This is a genomic window from Prosthecobacter fluviatilis (genome assembly GCF_042655725.1).
Lineage (GTDB): Bacteria > Verrucomicrobiota > Verrucomicrobiia > Verrucomicrobiales > Verrucomicrobiaceae > Prosthecobacter > Prosthecobacter fluviatilis.
The window spans coordinates 192,526-217,742 of record NZ_JBHSMQ010000005.1 but is presented as its reverse complement, the minus strand read 5'-3'; the positions used below and the strand labels follow the sequence as shown (position 1 = coordinate 217,742).

General features: G+C 61.0%; 18 protein-coding genes. 8 read left to right on the top strand and 10 right to left on the bottom strand.

What is annotated here, in order from left to right; all coding sequences use genetic code 11:
- Positions 1-161 precede the first annotated feature (161 nt).
- The gene (locus ACFQDI_RS14995; protein WP_377168151.1) at positions 162-1,724 is read left to right on the top strand and encodes a sialate O-acetylesterase; all 1,563 of its coding nucleotides are present in this window, start codon (positions 162-164) and stop codon (positions 1,722-1,724) included.
- A gap of 65 nt (positions 1,725-1,789) precedes the next feature.
- Here ACFQDI_RS14995 and ACFQDI_RS14990 read toward each other — a convergent pair whose 3' ends face one another.
- The 4 genes from ACFQDI_RS14990 to ACFQDI_RS14975 all read right to left on the bottom strand — a co-directional run bounded on the left by ACFQDI_RS14990 (position 1,790) and on the right by ACFQDI_RS14975 (position 6,685).
- On the bottom strand, positions 1,790-2,656 hold the full coding sequence (locus ACFQDI_RS14990; RefSeq protein ID WP_377168149.1) for a TerC family protein: 867 nt from the start codon (positions 2,654-2,656) through the stop codon (positions 1,790-1,792).
- A 121-nt stretch (positions 2,657-2,777) separates the two neighbouring features.
- The gene (locus tag ACFQDI_RS14985; protein ID WP_377168147.1) at positions 2,778-4,148 is read right to left on the bottom strand and encodes a tetratricopeptide repeat protein; all 1,371 of its coding nucleotides are present in this window, start codon (positions 4,146-4,148) and stop codon (positions 2,778-2,780) included.
- Between the two features lie 49 nt (positions 4,149-4,197).
- Entirely contained in the window at positions 4,198-4,359 is a 162-nt protein-coding gene (locus ACFQDI_RS14980) for a hypothetical protein (protein ID WP_377168145.1), read from the bottom strand.
- Positions 4,360-4,435: 76 nt separating this feature from the next.
- Positions 4,436-6,685 (bottom strand): heavy metal translocating P-type ATPase, encoded by a 2,250-nt coding sequence (locus ACFQDI_RS14975; protein WP_377168143.1) that lies wholly within the window; start codon positions 6,683-6,685, stop codon positions 4,436-4,438.
- A 73-nt stretch (positions 6,686-6,758) separates the two neighbouring features.
- Between ACFQDI_RS14975 and ACFQDI_RS14970 the strand changes: the two genes are divergently transcribed.
- A complete protein-coding gene (locus ACFQDI_RS14970; RefSeq protein WP_377168141.1) occupies positions 6,759-7,361 on the top strand; it encodes a lysophospholipid acyltransferase family protein in 603 nt (200 codons plus the stop codon).
- Here the strand turns inward: ACFQDI_RS14970 and ACFQDI_RS14965 are convergent, their stop codons facing one another.
- From ACFQDI_RS14965 to ACFQDI_RS14955, 3 genes are read right to left on the bottom strand one after another with little or no spacing between them, the layout of a single operon-like run.
- Positions 7,362-8,771, bottom strand: a complete 1,410-nt coding sequence (locus tag ACFQDI_RS14965) for a sulfatase (RefSeq protein ID WP_377168139.1) — start codon at positions 8,769-8,771, stop codon at positions 7,362-7,364. It lies immediately after the preceding gene.
- A 31-nt stretch (positions 8,772-8,802) separates the two neighbouring features.
- Complete coding sequence (locus ACFQDI_RS14960) at positions 8,803-9,546, bottom strand: GNAT family N-acetyltransferase (protein WP_377168137.1); 744 nt, start codon at positions 9,544-9,546, stop codon at positions 8,803-8,805.
- A 25-nt stretch (positions 9,547-9,571) separates the two neighbouring features.
- Entirely contained in the window at positions 9,572-10,210 is a 639-nt protein-coding gene (locus ACFQDI_RS14955; protein ID WP_377168135.1) for a 3-keto-disaccharide hydrolase, read from the bottom strand.
- Positions 10,211-10,348: 138 nt separating this feature from the next.
- Here ACFQDI_RS14955 and ahcY point away from each other — a divergent pair, with 138 nt between their 5' ends.
- The 4 genes from ahcY (at position 10,349) to ACFQDI_RS14935 (ending at position 17,430) form a co-directional block, all read left to right on the top strand.
- On the top strand, positions 10,349-11,752 hold the full coding sequence (gene ahcY, locus ACFQDI_RS14950) for an adenosylhomocysteinase (protein ID WP_377168133.1): 1,404 nt from the start codon (positions 10,349-10,351) through the stop codon (positions 11,750-11,752).
- A 431-nt stretch (positions 11,753-12,183) separates the two neighbouring features.
- The gene (locus tag ACFQDI_RS14945) at positions 12,184-14,289 is read left to right on the top strand and encodes a PAS domain-containing sensor histidine kinase (protein ID WP_377168131.1); all 2,106 of its coding nucleotides are present in this window, start codon (positions 12,184-12,186) and stop codon (positions 14,287-14,289) included.
- Entirely contained in the window at positions 14,286-14,738 is a 453-nt protein-coding gene (locus tag ACFQDI_RS14940; RefSeq protein WP_377168129.1) for a response regulator, read from the top strand. The genes ACFQDI_RS14945 and ACFQDI_RS14940 overlap by 4 nt, the downstream gene beginning before the upstream one ends.
- Before the next feature lies 1 nt (position 14,739).
- Complete coding sequence (locus ACFQDI_RS14935) at positions 14,740-17,430, top strand: PAS domain S-box protein (protein WP_377168127.1); 2,691 nt, start codon at positions 14,740-14,742, stop codon at positions 17,428-17,430.
- Between the two features lie 9 nt (positions 17,431-17,439).
- Here ACFQDI_RS14935 and ACFQDI_RS14930 read toward each other — a convergent pair whose 3' ends face one another.
- From ACFQDI_RS14930 to ACFQDI_RS14920, 3 genes are read right to left on the bottom strand one after another with little or no spacing between them, the layout of a single operon-like run.
- A complete protein-coding gene (locus tag ACFQDI_RS14930; protein ID WP_377168125.1) occupies positions 17,440-18,516 on the bottom strand; it encodes a zinc-binding metallopeptidase family protein in 1,077 nt (358 codons plus the stop codon).
- Between the two features lie 53 nt (positions 18,517-18,569).
- Positions 18,570-20,111 carry a serine hydrolase domain-containing protein gene (locus ACFQDI_RS14925; RefSeq protein WP_377168123.1) on the bottom strand — a complete coding sequence of 514 codons (1,542 nt, stop codon included), beginning with the start codon at positions 20,109-20,111 and terminating at the stop codon, positions 18,570-18,572.
- Positions 20,108-21,238: a hypothetical protein gene (locus tag ACFQDI_RS14920; RefSeq protein WP_377168121.1), complete on the bottom strand. Its 1,131-nt coding sequence runs from the start codon at positions 21,236-21,238 to the stop codon at positions 20,108-20,110. Before ACFQDI_RS14920 ends, ACFQDI_RS14925 begins: the two co-directional genes overlap by 4 nt.
- A 169-nt stretch (positions 21,239-21,407) precedes the next feature.
- On the opposite strand from ACFQDI_RS14920, the gene ACFQDI_RS14915 reads away from it, so the two are divergent.
- Both ACFQDI_RS14915 and ACFQDI_RS14910 read left to right on the top strand, forming a co-directional pair.
- Positions 21,408-23,024, top strand: a complete 1,617-nt coding sequence (locus ACFQDI_RS14915) for a formate--tetrahydrofolate ligase (RefSeq protein WP_377168119.1) — start codon at positions 21,408-21,410, stop codon at positions 23,022-23,024.
- A gap of 46 nt (positions 23,025-23,070) precedes the next feature.
- The gene (locus ACFQDI_RS14910; protein WP_377168117.1) at positions 23,071-25,191 is read left to right on the top strand and encodes an ABC transporter substrate-binding protein; all 2,121 of its coding nucleotides are present in this window, start codon (positions 23,071-23,073) and stop codon (positions 25,189-25,191) included.
- The last annotated feature ends 26 nt before the right edge of the window (positions 25,192-25,217 follow it).

Genomic DNA, 25,217 nt, shown 5'->3' with positions numbered 1-25,217 from the left:
GGGTGACGGCTTGGGCGCGCCGCTTTCCGGCGGATGCAATAGGTCGGTCTGCTTCATGGTGAAATTATTCTCTTTGAATATATACTATTCAAGTAAGAATTAAAAGTTTTTGAAAACACCGCCCATATCTGCGTTTCTACCATCCTGTTTTTCATCCATCCATGAGACTTCTTCCGCTTACCACCCTTCTTGCCGCGCTGGCCTTTGCCGCGCGTGCCGAACTGAAACTTCCCGCCATCATTGGCGACAACATGGTGCTGCAGCAGAAGCAGACCAATCCCATGTGGGGCTGGGACGCCCCAGGGACGGACGTGACTGTCAAATTCGGCGACCAGACCAAGACGGCCAAGGCCGGAGCCGATGGCAAATGGACGGTGAAGCTGGATCCTGTGCCGGCCAGTGCGAAGCCCGCCATGATCTCCATCAACGGGAGCAGCAGCAAGGAGCTTAAGAACGTGCTCGTTGGAGAGGTTTGGATCTGCTCCGGCCAGTCCAACATGCAGTGGTCTGTCAACGCCAGCTGGGACTCTGATCTGGAGATCGCCACGGCGAAGTACCCGAACATCCGCCTCATCACGGTGCCGAATGTGGGCACGCAGGAGCCACAGCAGGATTTCAAAGGAGAGTGGAAGGAGTGCTCCCCCGCCACCGTGGGCGGCTTCAGTGCCGTCGGCTTTTTCTACGGCCGTGTGCTTCACAAAATGCTCGATGTGCCAGTGGGCCTGATCAACAACGCCTGGGGCGGCAGCGCTTGCGAAGCCTGGGTGAACCGCGCCGAACTGGAGAAAGATGCCCGCTTCAAGCTGCTGACGGCCAACACGAAGAAAAACGAGGCTTTCCTGTCCTCCGCTGAGGCCAAAACCAAGTATGAGGCCGATCTTGCCGCCTGGAAAAAACAGGCAGACGAAGCCAGGAAAGCCGGCAAACCTTTTACCGCCCGCGCCCCTGCTGCGCCGGAGGCGTGGCTGCGCGGCAATGCACGCCCTGGCAACATCTACAACGGAGCGCTCCTGCCCACCATTGGCTATGGCATCAAAGGCGCCATCTGGTACCAAGGGGAGAGCAATGCAGGGCGTGCCTATGAATATGCCAGCCTCTTCCCTTTTATGATCCAGAACTGGCGCAACGAGTGGAAGCAGGGGGATTTCCCATTCTACTGGGTGCAGCTGGCCGATTTCATGGCTGAAAAAGCGGATGCTGAGCAGGCCACAGCAAGCTCCTGGGCCGAGCTGCGTGAGAGCCAGACAAAAACGGAAGCTGCCATCAAGAATGGCGGGCAGGCGGTCATCATTGATCTTGGGGATGCCAATGACATCCATCCCAAGAACAAGCGCGATGTGGCCGAGCGTCTGGCCCGCTGGGCGCTGGTCAAGGACTACGGAATGAAGCTGCCATACCGCAGCCCTGAGTTTCAATCTGCTGAGTTTGCCGGAGACAAGGTCGTTGTCACGCTCGACACCTTCGGCAGCAGTCTGCGCACCGTCGATATCAACGAAGTGAAGGGCTTTGTGGTTTGTGGCGAAGACAAGAAATGGGCCTGGGCTGAGGCTAAAATCATCGGCAAAGACAAGATCGAGGTCAGTGCCAAGGGCGTTGCCAAGCCTGTGGCCGTCCGTTATGCCTGGGCAGACAATCCCGTTTGCAATCTCTACAGCGTTGACGGTCTGCCGGTGACGCCATTCCGCAGCGACAACTTTGAAATGATCACGAAGCCGAAGCCTTAAGGGCTCCAGACCGTTCCAGCAGCGGCTGATGATCGAATCCCCCGGCCTGACAGCCGGGGGATTTTTCATTTGCGGATGGCGCCAGCAACAGCAGACAGCGGCCAGAAGACGGCGCTGACGAGACCGGAGACGATCCGGGCGGGGATGAGGAGGAGGCGGGCGATGGGGCGGAGGACAGCTTTGAAAGCGGCGTTCTTCTCGTAGGCCAGATGTGTCAGGATGATGCCGATGATGCCCGCAAACTTCACCGCCTTGGCAATGTGGTAGTGGCCGCCGGCCTCACTGATCAGCTTCAGTCCGCCGAGTTCGAACACCTGCTTGATGCTCTGATCCCAGAAGAGCTCCAGGCCCAGCAGCAGACCCACGAAGCCGACGAGCAGAAACGCGGTGTGCTCCAGCCAGGGCTGCCGTTCAAGCAGCTTGATGCAGTAACCGGCAACCAGACGCAGTGTGATGATGCCCAGGGTCACGCCGATGTAGACAAGGGTCTTGCTGTCACGCGCGAAAGCCACGGCGGCCACCACGTTGTCAAAGCTCAGGCTCAGATCAAGAAATGCGATCATGGCAATCGTTTTGGCGAAGCTGTGCTGCGCCGACTTCGCGGCTCCTTCCGCTTCGTCACCTTCCTGTCCTGCAAAATGGGAGCACATCAGCCAGACCAGGTAGAGAGAGCCCGCGAGCATCAGCCAGTGGTTGTCCATGATGAGACTGGCTGTGAAAAGGGCGACGATGCGGAAGCCATAGGCGCCGGCGTAGCCGATGTTCATGGCGGTCTTGCGCTGCTTTTCGTCGAGGTGGGATGCCATCGCGGCAATCGCCAGCGCGTTGTCCACGGAAAGCAGCCCCTCGATCACGACAAGGGCCAGCACAACGGGGATTCCATCTTTAACGGTGGTCCATAAATCAGCGGCGGCGAGGAATTCGAATATCATCAGCCCGCAAGATGGCGGACGTGTTCCGGCTTTCCAGTACCATTTGGATGTGAACAAAAAACACCCCGTTTCGGAATGCGAAACGGGGTGTTGCAGGAACAGGGGGGGGCTGGGCGGCGGATCAGGAGTAGGAAGACTCCACCCGTTTCGCCACGTCCCGGTAGCCGTAGTCGGCGTTGTAGATTTCCTTCAGCGCATCCAGGCTCGCGGTTTTGTCGCCCATTTTTTCGAGCACGTTGGCCAGTTCGTAGAGCACTTCCTTCTTGGTGGCATCCATGACGAGCAGCTCCTTGGCGGCTTCCATCAGGGAGGTTTTGGCCAGGTCGTTCATGTTTTTGCGCTCGAAGCAGCGGCCTAGCATGAGGATCGCCTTGATGCGCATGTTAGGGTTGGACTTTGCCTGCTGAAGCTCGGGGAGGGCTTCTCCGTACATGCCGGCGTTGAAATAGGCCTGGCCCAGTTCATAGCGCAGAGTCTTGTCGGTGGGGTTGCGGTCCACGCGGGTCTTGGCCTCGCTGATGACAACACTGGCACGCTGACGGCGGATTTCCGCGAGTTGGGCGCGTTTGTCATCGATGTCTGGCGCATCAGGATTGGTCTCGATTTCCCGCTCGTATTCCTCAATCTTCATGTCCTGCACCTTGTCGCGCAGGTTTTCCACTTTGCGCTGGAGGGCGACGTCACCGGGATTGAGGGTGAGAGCGTAGTCGTAGAACATGAGCGCGGTTTCGAGCTGCCCGAGGCGCTCATACAGGTCTGACATGCGCTTGACAATGACGATGTTCCCCTGGTCGGCGTTGTATTGCTCGATGGTTTCCGCGAGGAACTGCTCCATCTGCTCATTCGTCATGCCCTGGCGGCTGAGCATTTCCAGCTTGGCGGCCTCGCCTGAGTCCTTCATGGCATCCTTGAAGTTGGCGGAGCCCCAGCCCTGGTTTTTGATGGAGCTTTGAGCGGCGGCATTCTTTTCGCCCTGCATGGCCTCCATGTCACGGGGGTTGACCTTCAGGATGGCGTTGAAGACATCGGCGGCTTTTTCCGGCTGCTGGTGTGCCAGGTAATGCTGGGCCAGCTTGTGCATGTTTTTGGTGTTGTCAGGGTGGCCGGCCCGGATGGTCTCCAAGGCAAACGATGCCAGGTCCGTGAACTGCATCTTCATCGCAATGTCATAGAGCTGCTCGTTGGCATTCAGATTGAAGGGGTCCTTGCGGAAGATGTTTTCCTCCATGTCGGCGATGGTCTCGACCGGGTCCTTCTTGGAGGTGGGCTTCAGGCCGCCCAGACCAAAGCTGAATTTCTTGCCGCCGCTGCCGGCGACTTCTCCTTCCGCGCTGCGCAGCAGCTTGCGACCGTCCAGAAATCCGACGTTGGCCGTCACGATGGGCATCATCTGGTCGATCACATACTCCCAGTTTTTCCGTTCGGCGGAAATGAGGGCTTTTTTCCAAAGGGCTTGGTACTTGGGGTCGATTTCGGCTTCGGTAACGGTCATAATCTTTGAGGGGGGGATGGATCTGGTCGGTTGAAGAAAGCGGGGCGGGCTATTTTTTCCCGCCACCAAACCATGCGGCGATGCCACGCAGTTCCGCTCCTGTTCCTTCGGTCAGGCCCTTCATGCTGAATCCGTGCTCAAAGAGCACCATCCAGATGAAGGTGGCGACGAGGAAAGCTAGGGTCCAGAGGACTTTGGAAAGAATGCGCATGCCGATTTTCTCTACTGTATGAAGAAAAGGGGGGAATCGTCCAGCACGGAGTTACACAGAAGGAAAATGGGGGGATTTACTCTTTTTCGAAGAGCAGACGCAGGCTGTTCAGACACACCACCACCGTGCTGCCTTCGTGCGTCAGCACCCCCACGGTGAGCGGTACGATGCCGAAGAGCGAGGCCACGGCCATGACGATGACGCTGCCGAGGGAGATGACGAGGTTTTGCTGAATGATGCGGCGGGCGCGCTCGCTGATGCGGCGGGCGGAGAGGAGCTTTTCGATCTTGTCCTGCATGAGCACCACGTCGCTCTGCTCCAGGGCGGCGTCGCTGCCGCGAGCGCCCATGGCGACGGAGACGTAGGCGGCGGCGAGGCTGGGGGCGTCGTTGACGCCATCCCCCACCATGGCCACCTTGTGGCCTGATTGGGTGAGTTCGCGGATGGCGGCCACCTTGTCCTCGGGGTGGAGTCCGGCGCGGACCTCGGCGATGCCGAGCTTTTCCCCCACCTCGGCGGCGGCGGCACGGCGGTCTCCGGTGAGCATGATGGTGCGCACGCCGTCGGCGGCGAGGCGTTCGAGAACGCCTCGGCTGCCGGCGCGGATTTCGTCCTTGAGGAGGACGCGGCCGACGATCTGCTCGTGGAGGACCCAGACCTCGCTGAACCCAAGGGGGGCGTCTGGCACCGCCGCCAGCACCGCGCCGAGGGGGCTGTCTTTGACGAGCTCGCGGCGGCCTACGTAGCTGAGCCCGCGCTCGGTGCGGCCGCGCAGGCCCTGGCCGGTGATGGACTGAAACTCGGCCAGTTTTTCCATCTCGATGCCCTGGGCCTTGGCGTGCTGGGTGATGGCGCGCGCGATGGGGTGGTTGGAGTTGGCCTCCAGGCTGGCGGCGATGCGCAGCACCTCCTGCTCGCGTCCGGCGGGGAAGCTTTCGATCCGGCTGACCTTCAGCTCGCCCTCGGTGAGGGTACCCGTTTTGTCCATGGCGATGACGTCCACCTCGGCGAGCTTTTCGATGGCCGCGCCGCCGCGGAAGAGCACGCCGCGCCGGGCCCCCCAGGCGATGGCGGCCAGGATGGCGGAGGGGATGGAGAGCACGAGGGCGCAGGGGCTCATGACCACCAGCAGCGTCATGGCACGGTAGAAGGAGGACTTGGACGCAACGGTGTTTTCAAAAGGTGGGATGCCGAGTGCCAGCCACCAGATGAAGAACATGGCGGCCACAACGCTGAGGGTGAGGATGGTGTAGCGTGTGCCAAAGCGGTCGGTAAAGCGCTGGCTGGGGGCTCGCAGATGCTGGGCGGTTTGGATGAGGGTGATGATCTTGGCCAGGGCGCTCTGTGTGGCCAGGCGGTCCACACGCACGTGGACGAGCCCCCATTGGTTCAAGGTGCCGCCGTAAATGGGGGCACCCGCTTCCTTGGGGATGGGCACAGCCTCGCCGGTGAGGGTGGACTCATCCGCTGCCGTGGAGCCCGAGATGACGGTGCCGTCCACGGCAAAGAGTTCGTCCGGCTTGACCACGATGACCTCTCCCACCTGGAGGGACTGCACGGCGCGGTCTGCGGTGCTGCCGTCAGGCTGCAGGACGTGGGCAAATTTGGGGGCCGACTTGGTCAGGGCATTGATCTCCCGGTGCGTGCGGAACATGACAAAGTGCTCGAGAGCACCGGAGGTGGAGAAGAGGAACAGCAGGAGGGCACCCTCCTCCCAGGCACCGATGGACACGGCACCGAGTGCCACGGCCAGCATGAGAAAATGAACATCCAGCCGGCGCTCGCGCATGTTTTCCCAGGTGTCTTTGGCGGCGTCCCAGCCGCCGGAAACCAGGGAGATGGCAAAGAGGCTTTTCGGCAGCCAGTGAGGGGCGGAAAAGAAGCGCTCGGTGATGTAGCCTGCGGCGAGAGCTACGGCGCAAATGCCTGCCTGCAGCGCGAGCGTGCGCCATTCGTCCTCGCTTTCCTGCTCGATCTCGTCGGGTTCAGGCCAGGCGAAGTCGCGCCACTTCCAGAACTTGGGTGCGGTGGGGCACGAGGGCTTGGCCAGCACAAAGGCGCCGTCTTTTTCCTGCACATCCAGCATGCCGTGGCTGGGCGTCACGTGGCCGTTTTGCCTGAGCCAGCGGGCGTCCACGGCGCGCAGGATCTCGGAGAGCTTTGCCTGCAGCATTTCGCCGTCCACATGGCCGAGCGTGGCCATTTCCACGCGTCTGGCTTCCGGATTCAGCCGGATGGACTCGACCGACGGTTCGTCCAGGAGGAAGTTCGCCAAAGCGGTCATCCACGTGGAAGCATCAGGAGGGGATGGGGTGGAATTTGGCATGTGCGAAAGAGCAGAGCATTACGAATAAGCAAGGCGCGTGACAACTTGATCTTCTTCACGCATCTTCATGCTCATGATTCGCAGTCTCATCGCGGGTTCGTTGCGCATGTTCTCGGGTTCCGTGGCCCGCTGGCAGGGCTGTGCGCCGGAGCTGGTGCAGCGGGTGTACTTTGCCAATCACACCAGCAACCTTGACGGGCCGGTACTCTGGGCCTCCCTGCCGCCGCCGATCCGGGCCGTGACGCGCCTGATCGGGGCGAAGGACTACTGGTCTGTGGGCCGGGTGCGCCCCTTTCTGGCCTGCCATGTTTTCAATGCCGTGCTGATCGAGCGCAAGAAGCCCACGCCTGATGCGAATCCGCTGGTGGAGATGGTGAATGCGCTGGGGGACCGGCACTCGCTGATCCTCTTTCCGGAAGGTGGCCGCCACTCCGGAGATGAGCCGCAGCCTTTCAAGCCGGGGCTGTATCATCTGGCAAAAAAGCGGCCGGATGTGCAACTGGTTCCGGTGTGGATGGAGAATCTGAACCGCATCCTGCCCAAGGGAGAAGTCCTGCCGGTGCCGGTGCTGGGCAGCGTGACGTTTGGCGAGCCGATCCGGCTGGAGGATGAGGAGTCGAAGCCGGACTTTCTGGTGAGGGCGCGGGAGGCGGTGATGAGACTGAGGCGGGTGTGACTACTGCGTGATCGGCGGCAGCTTCTCTGCCAGACGTGCTCGCAGTTCTTTCAGCACCCCGGCGTGCTGGGGAGCGGCAGCGAGGTTGGTGTACTCGTGGGGATCGTTGTCGTGGTCGTAGAGTTCGAGGCCATTTTTCCCTTCGTCCCATTCGGTGCAGCGCCAGCGTGAGGTGCGGATGGTGCGGCCCCAGAATTCGGCATTCTTGCCACGACGTGCCTGCGTAAAGGCCTCCTGATGGATGGAGGCGGATGGGTCGCGGAGCAGCGGGTTCAGTGAGCGGCCCTGCAGGTGCTTTGGCGCAGGAACGCCGCACAGATCGCAAAGGGTGGGATACACATCCAGCAGCTCGATGAGGCCGCGGCTTTCCTGGCCACCGGTCTTCATGCCGGGGGTGTGCATGATGAAGGGCACGCGTGCGCATTCCTCAAAGAGGCTGCGTTTGTGCCACAGGCCGTGCTCGCCGAGGTGCCAGCCGTGGTCGCTGGTGAAGATGATGATGGTGTTGTCGTCCAGGCCCATCTGCTTGATGGCATTGAGCACCCGCCCCGCCTGGGCGTCCACGTAGCTGACGCAGGCGAGGTAGGCCCGGATGGCGGCACGGCGCTGCTCCGGCGTGCAGGTGAGCGCGTAACCGGGCACCGCGCCATTGCGAGCAGGGGCGGGGATGTCTGCCTCGTCGTCGGCAGTGGCCTCGGGCAGGGTGATTTTTTCGAGGGGATAGAGATCGAAATACTTCGCTGGCGCCACGAGGGGGAGGTGCGGACGGTGGAAGCCGACGGCGAGGAAGAAAGGCTTCGTTTTGTCACGGCGGCCCAGCCAGTCGATGGCGGTTTTGGCGAAGTTGCCGTCCACGAGCTGGTCGTCGTCGCCGGGGATTTCCTGCCAGCCGAGGCCCTGTTTTTTGCCCGTCTTCACCTTGACGCTGCTCTCGCGTTTGGGCGGGTAGGGCAGTTCGTTCTTGAAAGGAGTGCCGAAGTCCCAGGCCTTGGGATCGTCCATGCTTTCGAGGCCGGAGGGCACGCCTAGGTGGAAGATCTTGCCACAGCGAGCGGTGGTGTAGCTGTTGCTGCGAAAGTGGTGGGGCAGGGTGAGGACGTCGGGGAGGTTGGTGTAGAGGTTGTCCTCGTTGTTGGTGACGCGGGTCGTATTGGGTCGCAAGCCGCTCATCATGGAGGAGCGGGAGGGGTTGCAGTGCGGGAACTGGCAGTAGGCACGGTGAAACACCACGCTGCGCTTGGCCAGCGCGTCGAGGTTCGGCGTTTTGGCCTGCGGGTGGCCGTAGCAGCCCAGAGTCGCTGCCAGATCATCCGCCATGAGCAGGAGGACATTGGGGCGTGTGTCGGCGGCCTGGGCGGAGATCAAGGCGCAGCCCAGCAGCAGCAGGAGGAGGACATGGCGGTGGTTCATGGCCTGCTGAAACTGCGGCGCGCGAGCGCATCTATCCGGCAGTTGTGCTGGCGGGCAGGGGCGGTGGCACGGGGTAGCCTGCGTCCGAAAGAAAGGAGGCAAGCTTCTGGCGGTTTTCAGGATGCAAGGATACACCTGCGACGGGATGTGCGCCGCCGTCATGGGAATACCAGAGCCCGAAGCGCCTGAAACCATAGCGCTCATAGTAGCCCACCGAGTCGGCGACTGAATAGATGTGGATAGCAAGTACAGCGCAATCAAAGCGGACCAGGCGGGCCATGAGCAGCAGGCGGCCGATGCCCTGCTTTTGAAAATCGGGATGGATCAAGCCGAAGTGCAATCCCCCGGTGCCATCTTGCAGGGCCGCACCTCCACATGCCAGGATGCGGCCATCCTTCTCAATGACGAGCATCGAACCGCCGTCTTTTTCCAGCAACGCGGCAAATTCCTGCTCCACCTCCTCCGGGAAGCGACCAGGGGCATTGAGGCGGTAGATTTCAAGGCATGACGGGCTGTCCTCCGGCTGGCAGAGGCGCACGGTGAAGCCCTGCGGCAGGGGAGCGGAGGTGAGCTTTTCCACACTGATGGCTGGCAGGACGATCGGAGGCACCAGCCAGACTTTCACGAGGGCATTGAAGACCGAGCGCTGCATCTCCGCCATGCGCCCCTCCCGCACAAAACCCTGTTGCAGCCAGCCTCCCAGCAGAGGCCGCAGAAACATATGGTAGGCGAGCACGCTGTAGATGAGCGTGAGTTGCTGGGGCCAGTCATTCATGGCTGAAAAGTGGCGAGGAAGGCAGCTACTTGAGCTCCTTGATCCGCACATTTCGGTACCAGACACGGAGGGCCTCGTCCTGGAAGGCGATGTGGCCGAGATTAGGGCGGTCGGCCATTTTCATGTCTTCCAGGGTGGTGTTGATGACTTCCTCGCCATTGAAGACGACTTTCACACTGCGACCTTTGACGGTGATGGTGTAGCGGTTCCACTCCCCGGCGGGTTTCACCATGTTTTTGGACGGACCGATGCCGTGCACGATGCCGCCGCAGTCGTGGTGGCCGGGTTTTTCGAGGCCGTAGGTGTCGAGGATCTGGACCTCAAAGCCGGTTTTCACGGGTTCCTTCATGTCGGCCACGCGCATGAAGACGCCGCTGTTGCCCTTGGCATTGATCTTGAACTCGAGATCGAGCACGAAGTCGCCGTAGAGTTTTTCGGTGGCGATGTAGGCATCGTAGCGCTGCCAGCCTTTCTCTCCCTCACGCGGATGCAGGGAAAGGCTGCCATCGGGCTCGACGAGCCAGTTGCCGGTGGTTTTCCAGCCGGTGAGGTCCTTGCCATTGAAGAGCGGGACGAAACCGGGGGCGTCGGCAGCGGGGTGGAGGTCTTCGGCGTGGAGCGAGGCGGCGAGCCCGAGGATCAGGAGGAGGGAGGCGAGTTTCATGGTGGGTGAGCAACAAACGCAGAGTCCGGGATGGATAAATCCCCGTTTGACAGCGAGGCATCCATTTGGAACATATCAACGTATCCTGATACGTTGATTCGTTCTATTTCACCCTAACCTGAACCCACGACACACCTCATGTCCGATTATAAAGTAAAAGACATCGCCCTGGCCGACTTTGGCCGTAAGGAACTCGACATCGCCGAGAGCGAAATGCCCGGCCTCATGGCCACCCGCGAGAAGTACGGCCCCAAGAAGCCCCTCGCTGGCGTCCGCATCACCGGCTCCCTGCACATGACCATCCAGACCGGCGTGCTGATCGAGACGCTGAAGGAACTGGGCGCTGATGTCCGCTGGGCTTCCTGCAACATTTTCTCCACCCAGGACCACGCTGCCGCTGCCATCGCAGCCTCCGGCACCCCTGTCTTCGCCTGGAAAGGTGAGACCCTCGAAGAGTACTGGTGGTGCACCTGGAAGGCCATCATCTTCCCCGGCGACAATGGCCCGCAGCTCATCGTCGATGACGGCGGCGACGTGACCCTCCTCATCCACAAGGGCTATGAGATGGAAAACGGCGACAAGTGGGTCGAGACCCCCTCCGACAACCACGAAGTGAAGGTCATCAAGGACCTGCTCAAGGACATCGCCAAGAACCAGCCCGGCATCTTCCACAAGATCGTCAAGGACCTCAAGGGCGTCTCCGAAGAGACCACCACGGGCGTGCATCGCCTCTATGAAATGGCCAAGGCTGGCAAGCTGCTCTTCCCCGCCATCAACGTGAACGACAGCGTCACCAAGTCCAAGTTCGACAACCTCTACGGCTGCCGCGAGTCCCTGCTGGATGGCATCAAGCGCGCCACGGACGTCATGATCGCCGGCAAGGTCGGCGTCGTCTGCGGTTACGGCGACGTGGGCAAGGGCTGCGCCGCCGCTCTCCGTGGCATGGGCGCTCAGGTCATCGTGACCGAAATCGACCCCGTCTGCGCCCTGCAGGCCGCCATGGAAGGCTACCGTGTGATGCCGATCGAGGACACCCTCGGCACCGGAGACATCTACGTCACCACGACGGGCAACAAGGACATCATCCGTCTTGAGCACATGGAGAAGATGAAGGACCAGGCCATCGTGTGCAACATCGGTCACTTCGACAACGAGATCCAGGTGGACAAGCTCAACGCCCGCACGGACGTCAAGCGCCTCAACATCAAGCCGCAGGTGGACAAGTACACCTTCCCGGCCGGCAACAGCATTTTCATGCTGGCTGAAGGCCGTCTCGTGAACCTCGGCTGCGCCACTGGCCACCCGAGCTTTGTGATGAGCAACAGCTTCACCAACCAGTGCCTGGCCCAGATCGAGCTCTGGGAAACCAAGGATTCCCGCCCTGTGGGCGTGACCGTGCTGCCCAAGAAGCTGGACGAAGAAGTGGCCCGCCTCCACCTGGCGAAGATCGGCGTGAAGCTGACCAAGCTGACCCAGGAGCAGGCCGACTACATCGGCGTGCCAGTGGAAGGCCCCTACAAGACGGACCACTACCGCTACTAAACGGAGCGATCTCTTTTCAAACCCCAAAACCTACGAGGGCGGCCAGCAATGGCCGCTCTTTTTTTGCGCCTACTCCAGTCTTTGGGTTCGCTTCCACATTCGGAGCTAGCCGACCCCTGAGTTGGAAAGCTATGCAATGGCAGCGGCAGGCGCGATAAGCCTCCCGTTTCTTCTAAGCCTTTAATTGGAATCTTTGGTGATCTCGAAATTCGCCTAAGATTGAACTGCTTTCACTTCAGTATTGCATGTTTGATTGGCTTTATGAGAATAGATGTATCTCTCATGCTGTAATAATAATCACGCGCAATCATGCGGGCAAACCCTCGATCAACATATTTAGCTCCCGAAGCCTTGTCCCGAGAAGGGCAGGCGAATTTTGGGCAATCCGTCAGGGTTGATGGTGGAGTCATGCGCAGGACCTTCTGAATCGCATGAAAACTGGGGCCACAAAGCCGAATCATGCAGGCAGCCAGAGCTTTGAAGATGGCGGTTCCAGCCGGACTGAAGAGGCTATCGCGATGCTGGCAGCAATTGTGGACTCTTCTGAAGACGCCATCATCAGCAAAAATCTGGATGGCATCGTGACGAGCTGGAATGCGGGCGCAGAAAGGCTGTTTGGCTTTACGGCAGTTGAAATGGTGGGGCGCTCGATCACACAGATCATTCCGGATGAACGCCTGCATGAGGAGCATGAAATTTTAGCGCAGATCAGGGATGGCGGGCGCATCGGGGCCTTTGAAACGGTGCGGCTGACCAAAAATGGGAGATCGGTGGATGTCTCGGTTTCTGTGTCACCCATCCGCAGCCGGCAGGGGCAGATCATCGGTGCCTCCAAGGTGGTGCGGGACATCACCCGCAACCGGGAGGCTGAGGCTGCGCTGAGGCAGAGCGAGGCGCGTTTTGCGAAGGTCTTCCGTACCAATCCGGGGGCCATGTGCGTGACGACAATCCGCGAGGGGCGGTTCATTGAGGTCAACGAGCGCTACTGCCAGATGTTCGGTTTCAAGCGGGAGGAGCTGATCGGCCAGAATGCAGTGGAACTGAAGCTGTGGGACTCTGCGGAGGAGCGAACGAGCGTGATGATCAGGCTTCTGAGACAGGGGATTGTGCGTGACCACGAAGGCCGGTTCCGCAATCGCAGCCGGGGTCTGCTGGATGCGCTGATCTCCATGGAGATGGTGGATTTTCCGGGGGAGGACGAGCGGGTGGTGATCACGATGTTTGCGGACATCACGGAGCGGAAGCGGGCGGAAGAAGAAGTCCGCCGCCTGAACGCAGAGCTGGAGCTGCGGGTGGCCGAACGCACGGCGCAGCTTGAGGCGGCGAATGCCGACCTGAGAAGCAGCCGGGCGGAGCTGAAGAGCCTCTTTGAATCTCTGCCGGGGCTGTATCTGGTGCTGACGCCGGACTTCAAGATTGTGGCCGCCAGCGATGCTTACCTGAAGGCCACGCTGACCACGCGCGAGGGCATTATCGGGCGCGGGATCTTTGAAGCCTTTCCGGATAATCCGGATGAGCCGGATGCAACGGGCGTGGCAAACCTGCGGGCCTCTTTGGAGCGCGTGCTGCAAAGCGCCGAGCCGGACACGATGGCGATCCAGAAGTATGATGTGCGCCGACCTGACGGAATCTTTGAAGATCGTTACTGGAGCCCGATCAACTCGCCTTTGGTGGGGGAGGGGCGCAGGATCAAATACATCATCCACCGTGTGGAGGATGTGACGGAGTTTGTGCGCAGCCGAGACACCGAGGCAGACAAGGATAGCAGTCTCAGCGCCCGGCTGCAGCAGATGGAGGCGGAGATTTTCCAGAGCTCGCAGAAGGTGCAGGCTGCCAATCAGCAGCTGCAGGCTGCCAACAAGGAGCTGGAGTCCTTTTCCTACTCGGTTTCGCATGACCTGCGGGCACCGCTGCGGGCCATGGACGGGTTTTCCAGAGCTGTGCTGGAGGACTTTGGCGCGCAACTTCCGCCGGACGGGCAGCGCTATTTGCAGATCATCCGATCGAGTGCGCAGCGCATGGGCAATTTGATCGATGACCTGCTGAGCTTCTCGAGACTGAGCCGTGCGGCCATGAGCTGGCGGACGATCGACACACGCGTGCTTGTGCAGGCGGTGCTGGATGAAATGAGCGGCGCGAGAGAGGGCCGACAGGTCGAGTTGCAGCTCGATGACCTTCCTACCTGCGAGGGAGATCCCGCTCTGCTCAAGCAGGTCTGGGTGAACCTGCTTTCGAATGCCTTCAAGTACACCCAGAAGCGTGAGGGCGCCGTCATCGAGATCGGCAGCACAACGGAAGAGGGCAGGCCCGTGTATTATGTGCGCGACAACGGCACCGGCTTTGACATGCGCTATGCGCACAAGCTGTTTGGCGTGTTTCAGCGGCTGCACCGTGCGGAGGACTATGACGGCACGGGGGTGGGGCTCGCCATTGTGCAGCGTGTCATTCACCGCCATGGCGGCCGTGTCTGGGCCCAGGCGGTTCCAGACCAGGGAGCGACTTTTTATTTCACACTCGGAGGAGACAACCCAAGATGAACGCCAACCAAATCATCGAAATTCTGCTGGTCGAAGACAGCCTGGAGGACCTGGAGCTGACGCAGCGTGCCTTGCGCAACGCCAACCTGGGCAATCACATTCATGTGGTGCGTGACGGCGCGGAGGCGCTGGATTTCATCTTTTGTGAGGGGGACTACATCGAGAGAAAAATCGAGGACACGCCCAAGCTCATCCTGCTGGACCTGAAGCTGCCGAAAGTGGACGGCCTGGAGGTGCTGGAGCGAATCAAGGGGGACGAGCGCACCAAGCTGATTCCAGTGGTGGTGCTGACCTCGTCTAAGGAGCAGGCAGATGTCGTCAAAAGCTACCAGCTCGGGGTCAACAGCTACATCGTCAAACCGGTGAATTTCGAGGGCTTTACCAGTGCCGTGCAGGATCTGGGCATGTACTGGCTCCTGATCAACCAACCACCCAAGCTGGAAAAGTAGCATGAGCGAGCCGCTGAACGTCCTGCTGCTGGAAGATGAACCGAATGACGCTGAACTGGTGCTGCGCGTCCTGAGACAGTCCGGCTTTGAGCCCGGCTGGCAGCGCGTGGACACAGAGCAGGGTTTTCAGGAAAAGCTCAGCTCCGGGCTGGACATCATCCTCTCCGACTATGACATGCCTTCGTTCAATGCGCCTCAGGCGCTTGAGCTTCTAAAGCAGAGTCGGCTGGACATCCCCTTTATCATCATTTCCGGCACCATCGGCGAGGATGTGGCGGTGGAAATGATGAGGAAGGGGGCCACGGATTACCTGCTCAAGGACCGCCTTGCCAGGCTGGGCATCTCCGTCCGTCAGGCGCTGGAGCAGAGCCGGTGGCGTCAGGAGCGCAACAAGTCCTCCGAAGCCGTTCTGGAATCCAAGCGCTTTCTTCAGTCCACGCTGAACGCACTCACTTCGCATATCGCGATCCTGGATGAAAATGGCACCATCATCGAAGTCAATGCCGCCTGGGACAGATTTGCCCGCGAGAATGACTTCAAAGGAGCGCGGCGGGGTGTGGGTGACAATTATCTGGAGCTTTGTGATGCCTCGACCGGGAGGTTTTCAGAAGAGGCTGCGCTGGTGGCGGCGGGCATCCGTGCCGTGATGTCCGGAGAGCGGCGGGAGTTTCAGCTGGAGTACCCCTGCCACAGTCCGCGTGAGCAGCGCTGGTTTGTGGTGCGCGTGACCCAGTTTGGCGGTGTAGGGCCGGTGCGCGTGGTGGTGGCTCATGAAAACATCACAGAGCGCAAGCTGGCTGAAGATGCGCTGCGGGAGAGCGAGGAGCGCTTTCGCCAGATTGCGGAAAACATCCAGGAGGTGTTCTGGATCAGTGACATCGAAAAAGGGAAAATATTTTACATCAGCCCTGCCTACGAGCGCATCTGGGGCCGGTCATGCGAGAGCCTGCTCAAGGCGCCCCACACTTGGCTGGAGGCGATTCATCCCGATGACCGGGAGCGTGTGCAGCATGCGGCGTTCACGCGGCAGATGGATGGGGGCTATGATGAGGAGTACCGAATTCTCCGGCCTGACGGTGAGGTGCGCTGGATCCGGGACCGTGCTTTTCCCGTGTGCAATGCTTCCCGGCAGGTGTACCGCATCGTGGGCGTGGCGCAGGACATCACCGAGCGTAAAAACGCAGGGGACCGGCTGCACGAGCAGGCATCGCTTTTGGACAAGGCGCGGGATGCCATTCTGGTGCGTCATCTTGAGCGGGGCATCACCTACTGGAACAAGAGCGCCGAGACGCTCTACGGATGGACTCTGGCAGAGGTTCGAGGGCGGCAGGCGGCAGACTTTATGTATCTGGATCTCACAGCCTACCAGCAGGCTGTTGCCACGGTGCTCAGCCAGGGGGAATGGTCCGGGGAAATCCAGCAGGTCACCAAGTCCGGGAACGCCATCCTCGTGGAGGGGCGCTGGACGCTGGTGCGTGACGAGGCTGGCCGTCCGCAGGCGGTGCTGGCCATCAACAGTGACATCACCGAAAAGAAGAAAATGGAGCAGCAGTTTCTGCGCGCGCAGCGCATGGAGAGCATCGGCACACTGGCGGGGGGTATTGCGCATGATCTCAACAACGTGCTGGCCCCTATCCTGATGTCGATCGACCTGCTGCGGCTCACCAGCCGTGACGAACGTGCGCAGGCGGTGCTCTCGACCATCGAAGCCAGCGCCAAACGCGGGGCCGACATGGTGCAGCAGATTCTGTCCTTTGCCCGTGGCGTGGAAGGCCGGCGCATGCTCATCAATGTGCGTGCCATCATCGAGGACTTGCAGCATCTGGTGCAGGACACATTTCCGAAAGACATCCGGTTCCAGGCTGAATTTGGCAGGGATCTGCCGCTCTTCTCAGGAGACCACACCCAGGTGCACCAGGTGCTGCTGAACCTCTGTGTGAACGCCCGCGACGCCATGCCCAAGGGAGGAACGCTACGTGTGGCCGCCAGCTGTCTGGAAGTGGATTCCAACTACGCCAGCATGACCCAGGACTCCAAGCCCGGGCGCTATGTCATGATCAAGGTGACGGACACCGGCGTCGGCATTCCCCAGAACCTGCTGGAGCGAATTTTCGACCCTTTTTTCACCACCAAGGACCTGGGCAAGGGCACCGGTCTCGGGCTCTCCACGGTGCTGGCCATCGTCAAAAGCCATGGCGGTTTTTTGAATGTGTACAGCGAGCCCGGCAACGGCACCACCTTCAGCGCCTGCTTTCCTGCGGCGGATGGACACGAAGACGCGCCAGCGGACACGCCGGACGACAAGCATCCACGCGGCAACGGAGAACTGATCCTCATCGTCGATGATGAAACCTCCGTGCGCACCATCACGCAGCAGACGCTGGAGCGTTTTGGCTACCGGGTCATCACGGCGGCGGATGGCACGGAGGCTGTCGCGCTTTACTCCATGCACCGGGGCGAGGTGGCTGCGGTGGTGACGGACATGATGATGCCGGTCATGGGTGGCCAGGTGACCATCCAGGTGCTGAAACGCCTGGACCCGGATGTCCGGATCATCGCCGCCAGCGGGCTTTCCAGCGAGAGCAGCTCCACGCGCGCCGAATCTCTGGGGGTGACTCACTTTCTGCTCAAGCCCTTCACGGCACAGACAATCCTGGCTGTGCTGAAGGAGGTGATCCGAGGGCGCTCATGAAAGGCCTGGTCATGCCGTGCCGGTCTTTCTGCCGTTCAAGGCCCATGTTTGCGCATAATAATGCGCGAGGCGCAGCTTCTGCGCCACGCGCACCGAAATGACAAAGGGATACAGTGCCTGCTCGCCCAGGCTGAGCGAGATCTCATTGAGCACGGTGGAGAGGCACATCCAGCGCTGCAGCCATGCGAGAAACTCGCCATCAGCGGCAGGGCTCGAAGCCAGCGTGGCTGGGAGCCTTCCGGACTCCGCCGGTAGCATGACCAGCGGAAGGGCGATGAACTGCACCTGAATGCCCAGGCATTCGCAGGTTTCCAGACCATCAACGATCTGCAGATAGTGCGACCACGTTTCCGCCCAGTCCTCCCAAGGGTGAGAGGCGGCATAAGCGGTGATGTAGTTCAGCTCCCATCCGGCAGGCGCACCGTTCGAGTAATAGGCATTGAGCGCGGCCGAGTAATCATCCCATTCGTTGCCAAAGCGTTCTCGGAAAGCGAGGCGCATGGGATCTCCCCACGCCAGCTCGGACAAATGCCGCTGCCAGAGGTAGTGCGCGCTTTCATGTCGGAAATGCCCCAGCAGGGTGCGGCTGTTTTCACCGAGCTGCTGGCGGTTGATCTGGCGGTAGGTGTCGTCCGCTTCCTCGAGGTTCAGCGTGATCACCCCGTTGAGATGCCCCGTAGTCACCGGTGTGCCCGACTGCGTGCTGACGATGTCAAACGCCAGCCCGTTTTGCGGATCGGTCTTCTTGGTCGGCAGATTCAGCCCCAGGCCCAGCAGTGTGTAGATCAGCCTTCGCTTGGCCATTTCCATGCGTGACCAGAGCATGCGGTTCCGCTCAGAGCCCAAGTTCGGGATGGTGCGGTTCATGCTGCAGGCTACGCAGAACACGGCGGCGGAGCTGGTGGGCAGCAGCCAGTTGCAGATGTTGTGCCGCACGCCGTTGTCGCAGCGTTTCATGGGGCCTCCGGGCTTGATGCCCAGCATCTTGCCTGACTGCGGATCATACCCGACAACCCCATTGCACTTCAGGCAGCGTGAACTGCCGAAGAAAAGCACATTGCCGCAGTCACAGGTGAAACGTTGCATGAAACAAACCCACCCTCGCCGTGAATCAGGGGCTTGTCATGCTCTGCTTACACTCATGCACGTCCCTTTAGCGGCGCGCGCGTATCTCTGGCCTTCGGATTCATGGCAGTGATGCTGTTGAGGAAGCTGAGTGTCACTGTGTCTCCCTCAAACACGCAGGTTACGGTGTCGCTGTGCGGAGTCTCGTAGTAGCGCCACTGCATGACGAGGGTGTGATCGTCAGTCCAGGCGGCGCCGGAGGCGATCTTGGAAGGCACGGGGGATTTTGGTTTGCCGCCGGAGATCAGGCGCGGCGGCGTGCCGGGGAAGGTGGCCTCTCCCCGGTGCCAGGATTCGAGGCCGCAGGTGATGTTCTGGCCGTCGGCGGTGAAGACGCAGGCATTCTCTTTGAAAACGAAGGAGACGGACTTGAGGCCGAGATCGTTGGCTTCGAGGGTGAACTTCTTGTCGGTGGCGGCAGGCGAGGTTTTGCGGCCTTGAGGAAGCGCGAGCTTGAGCGACTTGAGGCGGCTCAGATCGGCGGTCTTTTCGGCTTTGGCATCGATGGCGAGCACGAGATGCTTCCACACGAGGTCGAGCTGACCCTGCATGTTTTTGTTCTCGCTGGTCATGACGATGACGGCGTCCTGCTCCGGCAGCACGATGGTGAACTGGCCGAAGGCGCCGTCGCCACGGAAGGCGGTACCTCCCTGGCAGCGCCAGAACTGGTAGCCGTAACCCTGCAGCCAGTCGTTCTGCGATTTGGGACGGTCCGGCTTGTCGCCGCCGGGCTGCTGGATGTGAAACTGGGTGGCCTCCGTGATCCATGCAGCCGGCAGGAGCTGCTTGCCGTTCCACTGTCCTTTCTGCAGCAGGAACTGGCCAAACTTGGCCAGCCCCTCGGTCTGAATGCTCAGGCCCCAGCCGCCGGTGTTGATGCCGCGCGGGCAGGTCTCCCAGCGCATGCCGGTGATGCCGAGAGGCTCAAACAAACGCGGGGTGAGGTAGTCGAGGACCGTTTGGCCGGTGACCTTCTGCACGATGGCGGAGCACATGTAGGTGGCGGCGCTGTTGTACATGAACTGAGTGCCGGGCTTGTGCGCGATGTTTTGCGCCAGGAAGGTGCGCACCCAGTTCTCCTCCTTCACGCAGGCCTGAGTGGGCTCCTTCTCATTCCCGGTGGACATGGTCAGGAGATCCTGGATGCGCATGGCGGCGAGGTTTTCGCTGATCTGCGCGGGCAGGTCGTCGGGAAAGAAGGAGACGACTTTGTCATCTGCTTTCAGCTTTCCTTCGGCCACGGCGAACCCGACCGCAGTGGAAGTGAAGCTCTTGCTCATGGAGTACATCGTGTGCACGAAGTCCGGGCCGTAGGGCTTCCACCAGCCTTCGGCGATCACGTGGCCGTGCCGTAGCATCATGAAGCTGTGCAACTCAAACTTCTCGCGCGCGACAGCGTCGAGAAAATCGAGGATGCCGCTGCCGGACACACCCTGGGCCTCCGGCGTGCTGCGGGCGAGGCTGGTGGTCGTGGCTGCGGCGTAGGAGGACGGGAGCCAGAAGCTGAGGGTGGCAAGGCTGGCGTGCTGGAAAAAGGAGCGGCGTGTGTGGATCATGGAGCAGAAGCAAAAGAGCGAGTGGAAGCGGCGGGGGTGGCGCTGGCGGTCTTGACACCGCTCATCGGGTACTGAGTTACGGCCTGCCAGGCGAGCTGTTGCAGCAGGGTGTTCAGTTCCTGCGCCTGAGGTGCATCTTTCAGGGCTGCCGGCACAGGCAGCCCCACCGGACTGCGCTGATGGATGGCGGCAAAGTGGCAGTAGGTGACCAGCACGGACAGAGCTTCCCTGGGATGACCGAGATCATCTTTGAAGAGGTCCGCCTGCCGGGAGATGCCGGGTGCCTTGCCTGCGATGACGTGCTCGCGCAGCGCAAAGACGGCGTCTCCCACCGGCACGATGTACACGGCTTCCGAGCCCACGGCGGCGTTGAGAGCCGTCACCTGGGCTTCGAGCTTGGTGTTCCATTGCTCGCGCTGCATCTCACGCAGCTTGCGCAGGCTTTCCACGGTGGCGTCGTTGCGCATGGCGTTATGGAATGCCCCTGTCAGGTTGCCGTCGCGTGCGGGCCATGAGGCCTGCACCAGCACACGCAGCTTGGGGTTTTTCTCCAGGCCGAGCTTGGTGAAGTTGTCGATCCCTTCATCCGGCAGCAGCATGTGGGGAGAGAGCGTGAGCACGTCCACGCCGCCCTCTCGCAGCACTTTTTTGGCGAGGTTCTTTTCATCTGGTGCGTCCCAGTGCTGCTGCGTGCGCGAGCCGCCGATCATTTGCCGCCCGGCGTCTTGATAGCCAATACCCGCAGCCTCGGTCATCTTGGGCAGCAGGCTGGCGGTGAAGATCATGAAGCTGTGCGCGCAGACAAACACGCGCGGCCCAGGCGGCAGACCGGCGGAGGCGGGCGTGGTGTATTCTCCGGGTGTGCTGGTATTGGGGCCGCCGGATTTGGTTTTGGAGGACAGCAGCTTTTTGAGCTCCGGATGCGCCTCGACGTACTTCAGCGCCTCGTCCACGGAGAGGACGCCGTTTTTGTCGGCATCCGCATCCGGGTAGAGCTTCAGTGCCATGGCCAGCCGCGTTTCAAGGCCGCCCTTTTTGCTCATGGCCGTGGTCGCGGTTTGCGCGATCAGCCAGGTGGCGCCCAGCAGGCAGGCAATGATGATCAGAGTGCGAATGGCTGGTTTCATGTCTGTGGCATGGTGAAGACTTGGCGGGCGCTGTTTTATATCAGCGGTTGTTTGAAGACAAGACTGCGGTTCTTTTCTCCATTCTTGAGCAAGGGGAACAATCCATTTTGATTCTGGAAAAGCCTTTGCTTCATCTCAGGCCTTGCCATTCTTCACGCCTCCATCCCGCATGCATCCGGACATCTCTCCCCTCGCCGCCGCACTAGGCATTGCGCCTGAGCATCTCATTCTCCACGGACGCCAAATGGCGAAGATCAGCCTTCAGGCGCTGAAAGACAAGCCGCAGCGGGGGAGGCTGATCCTGGTCTCCGCCATTACCCCGACGCCTGCCGGAGAGGGCAAGACAACCGTCTCCATCGGTCTGGCACAGGGGCTGAAAAAGGCAGGGCAGAGCGTAGCTCTGGCGCTGCGTCAGCCCTCGATGGGGCCAGTGTTTGGCCGCAAAGGCGGCGCAACGGGGGGCGGGAAAAGCACCGTGCTGCCCGCGCACTCCATCAACCTGCACTTCACGGGGGATTTTCATGCCATCACCTGCGCTCACAACCTGCTTTCGGCCGTCATCGACAACCAGCTTTTTCTGGGTGAGACGCGGCTCTCGCCCGAGCACGTGCTCTGGAAACGTGTCATGGACATGAACGACCGTGCCCTGCGCAGTGTGCGTACCGCCGTGGGCAAGCCCACGGAGCGTGCCACGGGTTTTGACATCACCGCAGCCTCTGAAATCATGGCCATCATGTGCCTTGCTGAATCGCTTCCGGATCTGCGCCGCCGGCTTGAGCGCATCGTGGTCGGGTTTACTGCCGAAGGAGATCCTGTCTATGCCAAGGAATTCCGCGTCACGGGCGCCATGCTGGCGCTGCTGCGGGAGGCGCTGCCGCCGAATCTGGTGCAGAGCGTTGAAGGCGTTCCCGCCTTTGTGCATGGCGGACCGTTTGCCAACATCGCCCATGGCTGCAATTCCGTGCTGGCCACGCGCATGGCGCTGGCCCATGCCGACTATGCAGTGACGGAGGCCGGATTCGCGTTCGATCTCGGTGGGGAAAAATTCATGCACATCAAGTGCCGGCAGAGCGGCCTGGCCCCTGCGGCCATTGTCATCGTGGCCACGGTGCGAGCTCTCAAGATGCATGGCGGCGTGCCCTTGGACCAGCTCACTCAGACTGATACCGCCGCCTTGGAGCGGGGGCTGGAAAATCTTGCGGCGCACCTCGACAGCGCCGCCCAGTTCCAGCGTCCCGTGATCGTCGCTATCAATCAGTTTGCCAATGATCACCCTGACGAGCTTGCGCTGGTTCATGAGTTCTGCCGTTCACGGGGCGTTCCCAGCGCTACCGCCAATGTGTTTGGGGATGGGGGCTCTGGAGCCCTCCAGCTTGCCGAAAAAGTGATGGCTGCCCTCCCGCCGGAAACCCCGAAGCTGCCGTTCCTGTATCAGCCAGACGACAGCGTCGAAACCAAGCTCACCGCCATCGCCACCAAGATCTACGGAGCCGACGGCGTGGTGCTTACCGATGAAGCGAAGGCCAAGCTGGCGCTGTTTGCCCGCAGCGGTTTCGACAAACTGCCGCTTTGCATGGCCAAGACGCAGGACTCACTTTCAGACGATGCGAAAAAACGCGGGCGCCCGCGCGGCTTCGTCATCACGGTGCGTGATTTTGAAATTGCCAACGGCGCCGGATTCCTCGTCGCTCTGACTGGTACGATGATGCGCATGCCCGCCCTGCCGAAGGTGCCGGCAGCCGAGCGCATACAGGTCACGGACGACGGCATCATGAGCGGCATCTAGCGATGTCTTGCCGTCATGGGGCGCAAGCTCTAGCTTGGTACTGCGCATGATCCTGGCCCGCACGTTCATCATAGGTTTTCCGCTGCTTGTGGCAGCGGTGGCTGCGTGGGCGGTGCATGTGTCCAGACAAAGCCGCATGGACCGCAAAGGCGGGGTGGTCGTGATGCTGACACAAGGCGAGCCGGTCCTAAATCCTTTCCTCCCATTGACTGAAGTCGAACGTGAGATCACGGATCTGGTGCATGAGCCCCTCATCCGGCTGGGCTCGGACGGCACCTTGCAGCCGGCTCTCGCAGAGTTCTGGCGATGGACGCAGGACGTGACCTGCTGGTTTGCGGATGAAGCCACTGCCAAACGCGCGCAGGAGCTGGTTCAGGCCCAGATCGGTGAAAAAAACCGCTGGGCTGAGTGGCATCTCAGCTCGGCCCGCGTCCTGCAAAACCGGCTCCTGCTCAGTTTCTCGGAGCCCAACTCCGCCGGTGTCCGTCAGGCCTTTGAAGTCGTCGCCGGGCTGGACCTTAAACCGGTCGTGTTCTGGCGAATCGAGCGCCGCACTCCGCTGCGCCAGTCGTGGGACCGCTTCATGGCCGGATCCTCGCAGGCGGGACTGATCCAGCGCGTCTGGTTCGATGGGGCAAATGCTTGTGAGATCGTCGTGGCGGGGGATTCCCACCGCCTGCTTGAAGACCTGCATCGTTTCCTCGATGCCGGGGAAAAAGAACCCGCTTCCATCAATCCGCTCGCGGAAGTCGGTGCCCTGAGCGAGCCCGTGCTCGACCTCGACATCCGTCCCGGACAGCTCTGGCATGATGGCAAACCCGCGACGGCGGATGATGCCAAGGCGACCCTCGAATTCCTCCGAGCCAACGACTGGCCACTGCCAAATCGTGAAGCCCTCAGCAACATCCAGACCATCGAATCTCAGAACAAAGGTGCCCGTCTGCACGTGTCGTTCCGTCGGCGTCAGGGCACCGCTCTCTGCGTGTTCGTCAATCTGCCCATCCTGCCCGCCGCCTGGCTGCGTGCTCATCCTGCAGCGCACGAGTCTGATTTCGCGCAGCATGCACCACCGGGGGCTGGCACGCATCGCATCGCCTTGCGGGACCCTCGTTCGCTTCTGCTCAAGCCCGCGCAGGCGGACAAATCCATGCCGGGATTCTTGTTCAACTTTTCCGCCTCTCCGTTGATGACGCAGATCGGCATGCGCACTCATACCGTGGATCTGGTATGGCCTGCGGCTGATCGTACGCAATTGGAACGGCTGCGCTTCACTCCGCCTCGGCAGCGCCTGGTCGTGCTGTGGAACACCCGGCATCAAGTTTTGCAGCATGAGCGCTGCCGTGAAGCCCTTGCCTTGGCCACGGACACTGAAGAGCTCATCCGCACCCTGCCAGGGCGCCTGGGGCATGTGGATGCCAGCCTGTTCGCCCCCGGCCTCTGGTTCAGCACCCGCGCAAAAAGCCCTCCGTTTCAGCTGGAGCAGGCGCGTCACATTCTCGCTGAGGCGGGCTGGAAGCGTGATGACAAAGGTGTCGCACGCACAGTGGAGCATCCGTTCAAGTTCACGCTGCTCGTTCCCGGCAGCGACGCTCTGCACATGCGTACGGCAGACTTGCTCGTGGCCCAGTGGCGGCAGCTCGGAGCCGAAGTGAAGATCGAGCACGTCGCAGACGCACAATCTCTCTCTCAGCGTCTGCATGAGCATCGCTTTGACGCCGTGCTGCTGGATCAGCGCTTCGAGGTTTCCTGGGATCAGCTCCCATGGTGGCATTCCTCACAGGCCAAAACCGGAGGCAGCAATTTCTGCGGCATTGCGGATCCGCAGATCGACCTCATCCTCGAAGCTCTCTCTGCAGAATTCGATCCTGATCAGGTGCCCAAACGCGTGCGGGAGCTGGAATCCAGGCTGCTTCCCCTGCATCCCATGCTCACCTTGTTCACCACTCATGACGAAGCCGCCGCCATGCCGGGCCTCCGGGCGCAAGGTGCCACGGGCGGCCCTGTCTCCGGCTGGACGCTGCAAAGTCTCATGCTTCCGGCAAGGCACACGCCGCCTGCTCCAGCGCTTCAGCTCAAGCTCCGCTCCCGTGAGGAAGAGCCTGAAATCCAGCGGCCCAAAACGCCGGCGGACCCCATCAGCAAACTCCAAATGCGTCTCCCGGAATGATGAGTCTGCAGCCATTCTCATTGCCG